The following is a 7,396-nucleotide window of genomic DNA, read 5'->3' as shown; positions in this document are numbered from 1 at the left end:
GGGGCTGCCGCGCAGCGTGATCTCGCCCGTCATCGCCACGTCCTTGTGCACGGCGATGCCCGTGATCGCGCTCACGAGCGCGGTGGTGAGGGCAACGCCGGCGCTCGGGCCGTCCTTGGGCGTCGCGCCCTCGGGCACGTGGATGTGCACGTCGGTGCCCGTGAAGAAGTCCTTGGCGATGCCCCAGCTCTCGGCGCGGCTGCGCACGATCGTCTGCGCGGCCTTCGCGCTCTCCTTCATCACGTCGCCGAGCTGGCCGGTGAGGATGAACTCGCCCTTGCCGGGCACGAGCTGCACTTCGATGCTGAGCGTCTCGCCGCCCACCTGCGTCCAGGCGAGGCCGGTGGCGATGCCCACCTCGTTGGCCTGGTCCAGGGCCTTGGGCTGCCAGCGCGGCGGCCCGAGGTAGGTCTCCAGATCGCCGGGCTCCACCTTGAGGCGCTTCCTGCCCTTCTCGACGATGAGCACAGCGGTCTTTCGGCAGAGCGTGGCCAACTCGCGCTCGAGGCTGCGCACGCCGGACTCGCGCGTGTACTCCGCGATGATGCGCTCGAGCGTGGCGTCGGGGATCGCGAGCTGTCCTTCCTTGAGGCCGTGCTCGCGCAGCTGCTTGGGCAGCAGGAAACCGCGCGCGATGCCCTGCTTCTCGTGCTGCAGGTAGCCCGGCAGGCGGATGATCTCCAGGCGGTCGCGCAGGGCGTCCGGGATGCTGTGCAGCGTGTTCGCGGTCGTGATGAAGAGCACCTCGGAGAGGTCGAAGGCCACCTCGAGGTAGTGGTCGCTGAAGCTGTGGTTCTGCTCGGGGTCGAGCACTTCGAGCAGCGCCGCCGCTGGGTCGCCGCGGAAATCCATGCCCAGCTTGTCCACCTCGTCGAGCAGGATGACCGGATTGCGCGTGCCGACCTTCTTGAGGCCCTGGACGATGCGCCCCGGCATCGAGCCGATGTAGGTGCGCCGGTGGCCGCGGATCTCGGCCTCGTCGCGGACGCCGCCCAGGCTGAGGCGGTGGAACTTGCGCCCAATCGCGTCGGCGATCGAGCGGCCGAGACTGGTCTTGCCCACGCCGGGCGGGCCGACGAAGCAGAGGATCGGGCTGGGGGTCTTCTTGCGCTTGGTGAGCTTCATCACCGACATGAACTCGACGATGCGCTCCTTCACCTTTTCGAGCCCGTAGTGGTCCTCGTCCAGCTTGCGCCGCACGCGCGTGATGTCGAGGCGGTCGCGCGTGCGCCGCTTCCAGGGCAGCGCCGCGAGCGTCTCGATGTAGGTGCGGATCACGCTTGCCTCGGGGCTCATCGCGGGCATCTTGGCCAGGCGGTCCAGCTCGCGCATGGCCACTTCCTCGACGTCCTCGGGCATGCCCGCTTCCTCGATCGCCGCCGCCAGCTCGTCCAGCTCGCGGCTCTCGTCGTCGCCCTGGCCCAACTCACGGCGAATCGCCTTCAACTGCTCGTTCAGGTAGAACTCGCGCTGATTGCGCTGGACCTGGCTCTTCACCTCGCTCTCGATCTTGCGCTCGAGCTTGAGGATCTCCACTTCCTCGCTGAGCACGCGCACGAGGATGCGCAGCCGCGCGGCGACGTCCTCCTCTTCGAGCAGGGTCTGCTTCAGCTCGAGCTTGTCGGGGATGTGCGTCGCCACCGTGTCGGCGAGCAGCACGGGATCCTCGATGCCGGCGATGCTCTCCTGCACGGCCTCGGCGATGCGCTTGTGGTGCCGCACGTACTCGGTGAAGAACTCGCGCGTCATGCGGACCAGGGCGTCCAGCTCGGCGTCGGCCGGCGCGGTCTCCCGCCGCGGCGCCACCTGGACCTTGAAGAAGCCCTCCTCCTGGACGTAGTGGCGCACGCGCGCCCGCGCCAGCCCCTCGACGAGGATCTTCATCGTGCCGTCGGGCAGGCGCAGGAGCTGCGTGATATGCGCCACGGTGCCCGTGCGGTGGATGTCCGCCGGCGCGGGCTCGTCGGTCTCCTTATCCTTCTGGGTGGCGACGACGATCAGGCGGTCCGCGAGCATCGCCGCCTCGACCGCCGCAATGCTCGCCGGCCGGCCGACCAGCAGCGGGTGGATCATCGTCGGAAAGACGACGACGTCCCGCAGCGGCAGGAGCGGCAGCACCTCGCCGATCGTCAGGACGCGGTCCTGGTACTTGATCTCGAATCCGGGCGTGGACATGGGGCCTCTCTTCACGGGAAGGCCGGAGCGCCCCGCGGAGCACCCCGGCGCGCGCCTGCCGCGGGGCGGCTAGGCCTCCCGGATCTGGCGTTCGTCGTCGAAGAAGATCTTCGGCGGCTTGCGCTCCGTGACGCAGTCCTCGGAGATGACGACGCGCTGGACGCCGGGTCGGCTCGGCAGCTCGTACATGAGGTCCAGCATGGTCTCCTCCATGATCGAGCGCAGGCCGCGAGCGCCGGTGGCGCGCTTGAGGGCCAGGCGGGCGACGGCGCGGATCGCACCGGGATCGAACTCGAGCTGGATGTCCTCCATCTCGAAGAGCTTGCGGTACTGCTTGACGAGGGCGTTCCTCGGCTTGACGAGGATGTCGATCAGCGCCGCCTCGTCGAGGGCGTGCAGGGGCGCCACCACGGGCAGGCGGCCCACCAGCTCCGGGATCAGCCCGAAGCGCAGGAGATCCTGCGGCTGCACCTTGAGCAGGAGGTCCTCCTGCTCGCGCTCCTGCTTGCTGCGGACCTCGGCGCCGAAGCCCAGCGCCTTGTTGCCGACGCGGCTGGCGATCACCTGGTGCAGGCCGTCGAAAGCGCCGCCGCAGATGAAGAGGATGTTCTTGGTGTTGACCTCGATGTACTTCTGCTGCGGGTGCTTGCGGCCGCCCTGCGGCGGCACGTTGGCGACCGTCCCCTCGAGGATCTTGAGCAGGGCCTGCTGCACGCCCTCGCCCGAGACGTCGCGCGTGATCGAAGGGTTGTCGCTCTTGCGGGCGATCTTGTCGATCTCGTCGATGTAGACGATGCCGCGCTCGGCGTTGCTCACGTTGTAGTCGGCCGCCTGCAGCAAGCGGACGAGGATGTTCTCGACGTCCTCGCCGACGTAGCCGGCCTCGGTGAGCGTCGTCGCGTCGACGATGGCGAAGGGCACCTTGAGCAAGTGGGCGAGCGTCTGCGCGAGCAGGGTCTTGCCCCCGAGCGCGACCTCCTCGGCTTCCCGCAGGTGGTGAATCCGCTTGTAGTGGTTGTAGACGGCCACCGAGAGCGTCACCTTCGCGCGCTCCTGGCCGATCACGTAGGCGTCGAGCTGCTCGCGGATCTCCGTCGGCTTGGGGAACTCCCCGTCCTCGAAGAGGGCGGGGCGCACCATCTCCTCTTCCAGGATGTCGTTGCACAGCTTGATGCACTCGTTGCAGATGTAGACGTTGGGGCCGCTGACCAGCTTGGCCACCTCGTCCTGACCTCTGCCGCAGAAAGAGCACTTGATCATCGCCGCGCTTCCCGGTGTGGAGACGCCAAACCCGGCGGCCGCTCGCCGGCCGCCGGACGCCTAAAGATAGTCGATCGGCGCTGCCGCGCCAAGCCGAAGCTTAGTCCTTGGAACGGGCGCTGCCGGTCTGCTTCTCGATCACCCGGTCCACGATGCCGTATTCCTTGGCCTCCATGGCGGACATGAAGTAGTCGCGGTCGCTGTCGTGGGCGATGCGCTCGACGGGCTGGCCGGTGTGGCGGGCGAAGAGGACGTTGATTTCGTCCCGTGTTTTCAAGATCTCCCGCGTGTAGATCTCGATGTTGCTGGCCTGCCCCTGGGTGCCGCCGCTGGGCTGGTGGATCATGATCCGGCTGTGCGGCAGCGCGCTGCGCTTGCCCGTGGCGCCGGCCGCGAGCAGGAAGGCGCCCATCGAGGCGGCCAGGCCCATGCAGATCGTCGCCGCGTCGGCCTTGATGTACTGCATGGTGTCGTAGATGGCCATCCCCGCCGAGACGCTGCCGCCCGGTGAGTTGATGTACATGTTGATGTCCCGCTCCGGGTCCTCGGCGTCGAGGAAGAGCAGCTGGGCGATGACGAGGTTCGCCAGGTGATCGTCGATCGGCGAGCCGATGAAGATGATGCGGTCCTTGAGGAGGCGGCTGTAGATGTCGTAGGCGCGCTCGCCGCGCCCGGACTGCTCGATCACCATCGGAACCGGGATGTAGGCCATGGATCCGTCCTTTCTGTCGCTCGTCATCGCCGCGGGCCGGCCTCGCGGCGCCCCTAGGCCTCCGCGGCCGGTACCGAGATCGGCGCCCGCTGAACCTTGGCCTCTGTCTCCAGGAAGGCGTAGACCTTCCGGTGCAGCAGGTCCTCGCGGATCCGGCCGGCAGCGCCCGCCCGGGCGACGCTCTGCCGGATCTCCTCACCGGGCCGCCCCTCGGCCGCGGCCAGGGCGCCCAGGTGCGCCTCGTAGTCTTCGTCGCTCACCGCCAGCCCCTCCTGTTTCGCCACGGCGTCGAGGAGGAACCAGCGCTTGATCGCCAGCTCGGCGCCGGGGGCCAGGCTCTCGATCGCCTGCCGGCGCTCGTCCTCGCCGAGCGACGCCCCGCGGCGCCGCTCCTCGTCGGCCAGGAGGTGCAAGACGTAGCTCGCCACCATCGAGGGCGGCAGCTCGAACGGGTTCTTCGCGAGCAAGCCATGGACCAGGGCCGCCTCGAGGCGCTGGCGGTTGCGGTCCCGGATCTCGGCCTCGATGTTGGCCTGGATCCGGTCCCTCAACTCTTGTATTGACTGGAACTTGCCAACTTCACTTGCGAAGCTGTCATCGAGGGCGGGCAGCCCCTTGACCTCCACCTTGGCCAGGGTCACCTGGAAGATCCGGGTCTGTCCGGCCAGGGATTCCTGGTCGTAGTCGGCCGGATAGCTGACCGGGAAGCGGCGCTCCTCGCCGGGCGCCAGGCCACGCAGGCCCTCCGAGAAGGCCTCGAGCACGAAGGGGCTGCCCAGCTCGAAGCGATGCCCCTTGACCGCGGTGTCGAGGACGGGCAGCCCGCCCGCGTCCAACTGGCGGAAGTCGACGGTCACGCGATCGCCGTCGGCGGCGGGCCGCTCGACCTCGGTGAAGCTGGCCCGCGCCTCCCGGAGCTGGGCCAGGGTGCGCTCGACGCCGTCGGCCGGCATCGGCTCCTCGGGGGCCGTCACGGCCTGGCCGCGGTACCCCTCGATTCTCACCTGCGGCCGCACCTCCACCGTCGCCTTGAAGCTGAACTGCCCGCTCTCGTCGCCGAAGTCGATGTCGCTGTAGTCGGGATCGTTGACCGTGTCGAGTGCGACCTCGTGCAGTGCCTGGTGCCAGGCGCGCGGCAGCAGCCAGTCGAGGGCATCCAGCGCGATCTCGCGCGCATAGAGGCTCTCCACCATCGGCACCGGCACCTTGCCCTTGCGGAAGCCTGGCACCTGGGCCTTGCGCCGCACGCTCGTGAAGACGTGTGCCCGCGCCGCCTCCCATTCGCCGAGCGGCAGCCTCACGGTGACCACGCGCTGCCAGGACTTGGGCTCCTCGACCGAGACCTCGCTGATGGCCACGAGGGGCGCGTGCGTGTGCCCCTCCGCCGCTGGCGCTGGATCGGACGGGGCGGGACCCGGGCTCGGGGCGGCCTGCTGGCTGCTCATGGGGCTCCTTCGGAAGGCCGCCGGCGGCAGCCGGGGCGGGGACGGGTTTCGGCCGGGCGAGCGCAGGTGCGAGAGGGGGGACTCGAACCCCCACGAGTTGCCTCACGGGAACCTAAATCCCGCGCGTCTGCCAGTTCCGCCACTCTCGCAGGGTGGCAGCGCCGCGGCAGCCGGCGCTGCCGGGCCCGCCGCGGAGCCCATAGTAAAGGGGCCGGAGCGCCTCTGGTCAAGCCGGAAGCGGAGCGCCAAGCCCTTTTCGGGACGCTACTTGCCCTTGAACTCCGCCTGGCGGTTCTCGAGAAAGGCGGCGGTGCCCTCGACCATGTCCGCGGTGCCGCAGAGGAGCGCGAAGAGCTGGGCCTCCAGGCGCAGGCCCTCCGCCTGGCCGCTCTGCAGCCCCCCGCGTACGGCCTCCAGGGCGGCCCGCTGGGCGAGGGGCCCCACGGCCATCAGCTTCGCAGCGAGAGCCTCCACCGCGGCGGTTAGCTCGGCCGCCGGCACCACGCGGTTCACCAGGCCCAGCTCGAGCGCCTCAGGCGCCTTCACCATGCGCCCGGTGAGAATGAGGTCCAGGGCCCGCCCCATGCCGAGCTGCCGAGCCAGGCGCTGCGTGCCGCCGTAGCCCGGGATCACGCCGAGCGTGACCTCGGGCAGCCCCAGCGCCGCCGTGTCGGCCGCCACGCGCAGGTGGCAGGCCAGCGCGAGCTCGCAGCCGCCGCCCAGGGCGTAGCCGTTGATCGCGGCGATCACGGGAATCGGCAGGTTCTCCACGCGGTCGAGCAGGGCCTGGCCGCGGCGGGCGAAGGCCTGGCCCGCGAGCCCCCGCAAGGGGGCGATCTCGCTGATGTCCGCGCCGGCCACGAAGGCCTTCTCGCCCGCGCCGGTGACGGCCAGCACGCGCGTCGTGCCCGCGAGCGCCCGCGCGTGGATCTCGTCGAGGGCCGTGTCGAGCTCGGCCAGCAGCGCGGCGTTCAGGGCATTCAGGGCCTTGGGGCGCTCGACGGTGAGCCAGCTCAGGGCGCCCTCGTGGCGCAGGGAGAGAGTCTCGAAGGGCATGGCGCTCCTCGCAGCGTGTCGTTAGCCGTGGGATCGAGGGGGTAGTGCGGCCAGTCTATGCCGCCCGCCGCGCGCGGTCAAGGCGGAGCGGGAGCACCTAGCGGCAGCTGACGGATGCTGATCAGAAGACGTGACTGACTAGGATCTCTCCCTCCGTGTTGGGCGAGATCAGGTTCGCGATACTAACAAGGAGGCCCCTCAGCTCATTCGGATTGACCCTAGCCATCTCGCGCTCGATTGCCGACAACCGATGCCCATGCTGATCTAGAGAGGCTGCGCGCGTACGGATTTCCAGAGCAACTCGGTCCCGCACCTCCCCTGCCGCGAGCTCTCCTGCTGCCACCCTGGCCGCAACTTGTTCTCTGAGCTTGGTCGCACCCGCCGCATCGTTGGCGAGGAGCACGAGTGTAGCAAGCCCGTAAATCGACCTCTCGAGGACTGCCCATCCCGTTTCGTATCGCCCGCCTTTGAAAGCCCAAGCCAACAGCAGGTCACACACCTTGCCTGAATGCTCGGAACACCCGAGTCGATGCGCATCGATCGCGACCTCAAAGAGAGTTTCCGTCATCAGGAAGCGTTCGACGAACGTGACGGATTCCACATCGTCCGGCACCCACGATAGGACCGATATCAGCCAGCGCGCCTCCTCAAGCAGATTCTCGCGCAAACGTGTGCTGCAAGCTGGGGAATTCGCTATCCTGAGCAGTGCTGTCGAGATCTCGGCAATCCACTGGATCAGGTCGGAACA

The 7,396-nt window shown here is 68.9% G+C and carries 5 protein-coding genes and 1 tRNA gene; all 6 read right to left on the bottom strand.

Going from position 1 to position 7,396, the window contains the following annotated elements:
* A partial coding sequence (lon, locus tag FJ251_11995) for an endopeptidase La (GenBank protein MBM4118433.1) occupies nucleotides 1–2,175 on the bottom strand: 2,175 nt, incomplete at its 3' end.
* 69 nt (nucleotides 2,176–2,244) lie between these two features.
* Nucleotides 2,245–3,435, bottom strand: a complete 1,191-nt coding sequence (gene clpX, locus FJ251_11990) for an ATP-dependent Clp protease ATP-binding subunit ClpX (GenBank protein MBM4118432.1) — start codon at nucleotides 3,433–3,435, stop codon at nucleotides 2,245–2,247.
* A gap of 100 nt (nucleotides 3,436–3,535) precedes the next feature.
* Nucleotides 3,536–4,147, bottom strand: coding sequence for an ATP-dependent Clp endopeptidase proteolytic subunit ClpP (gene clpP / locus FJ251_11985; GenBank protein MBM4118431.1), 612 nt, complete (start codon nucleotides 4,145–4,147; stop codon nucleotides 3,536–3,538).
* Between the two features lie 53 nt (nucleotides 4,148–4,200).
* The gene (tig, locus tag FJ251_11980; protein MBM4118430.1) at nucleotides 4,201–5,592 is read right to left on the bottom strand and encodes a trigger factor; all 1,392 of its coding nucleotides are present in this window, start codon (nucleotides 5,590–5,592) and stop codon (nucleotides 4,201–4,203) included.
* Nucleotides 5,593–5,656: 64 nt separating this feature from the next.
* Nucleotides 5,657–5,741: transfer RNA gene (locus FJ251_11975), tRNA-Leu, on the bottom strand.
* Nucleotides 5,742–5,856: 115 nt separating this feature from the next.
* Nucleotides 5,857–6,648 (bottom strand): hypothetical protein, encoded by a 792-nt coding sequence (locus FJ251_11970; GenBank protein MBM4118429.1) that lies wholly within the window; start codon nucleotides 6,646–6,648, stop codon nucleotides 5,857–5,859.
* Nucleotides 6,649–7,396 lie beyond the last annotated feature (748 nt).

The organism is bacterium (assembly GCA_016873475.1).
Taxonomy (GTDB): Bacteria; Krumholzibacteriota; Krumholzibacteriia; order JACNKJ01; family JACNKJ01; genus VGXI01.
The sequence above is the reverse complement of the archived record's forward strand: the minus strand, read 5'-3'. Positions and strand labels throughout refer to the sequence as shown.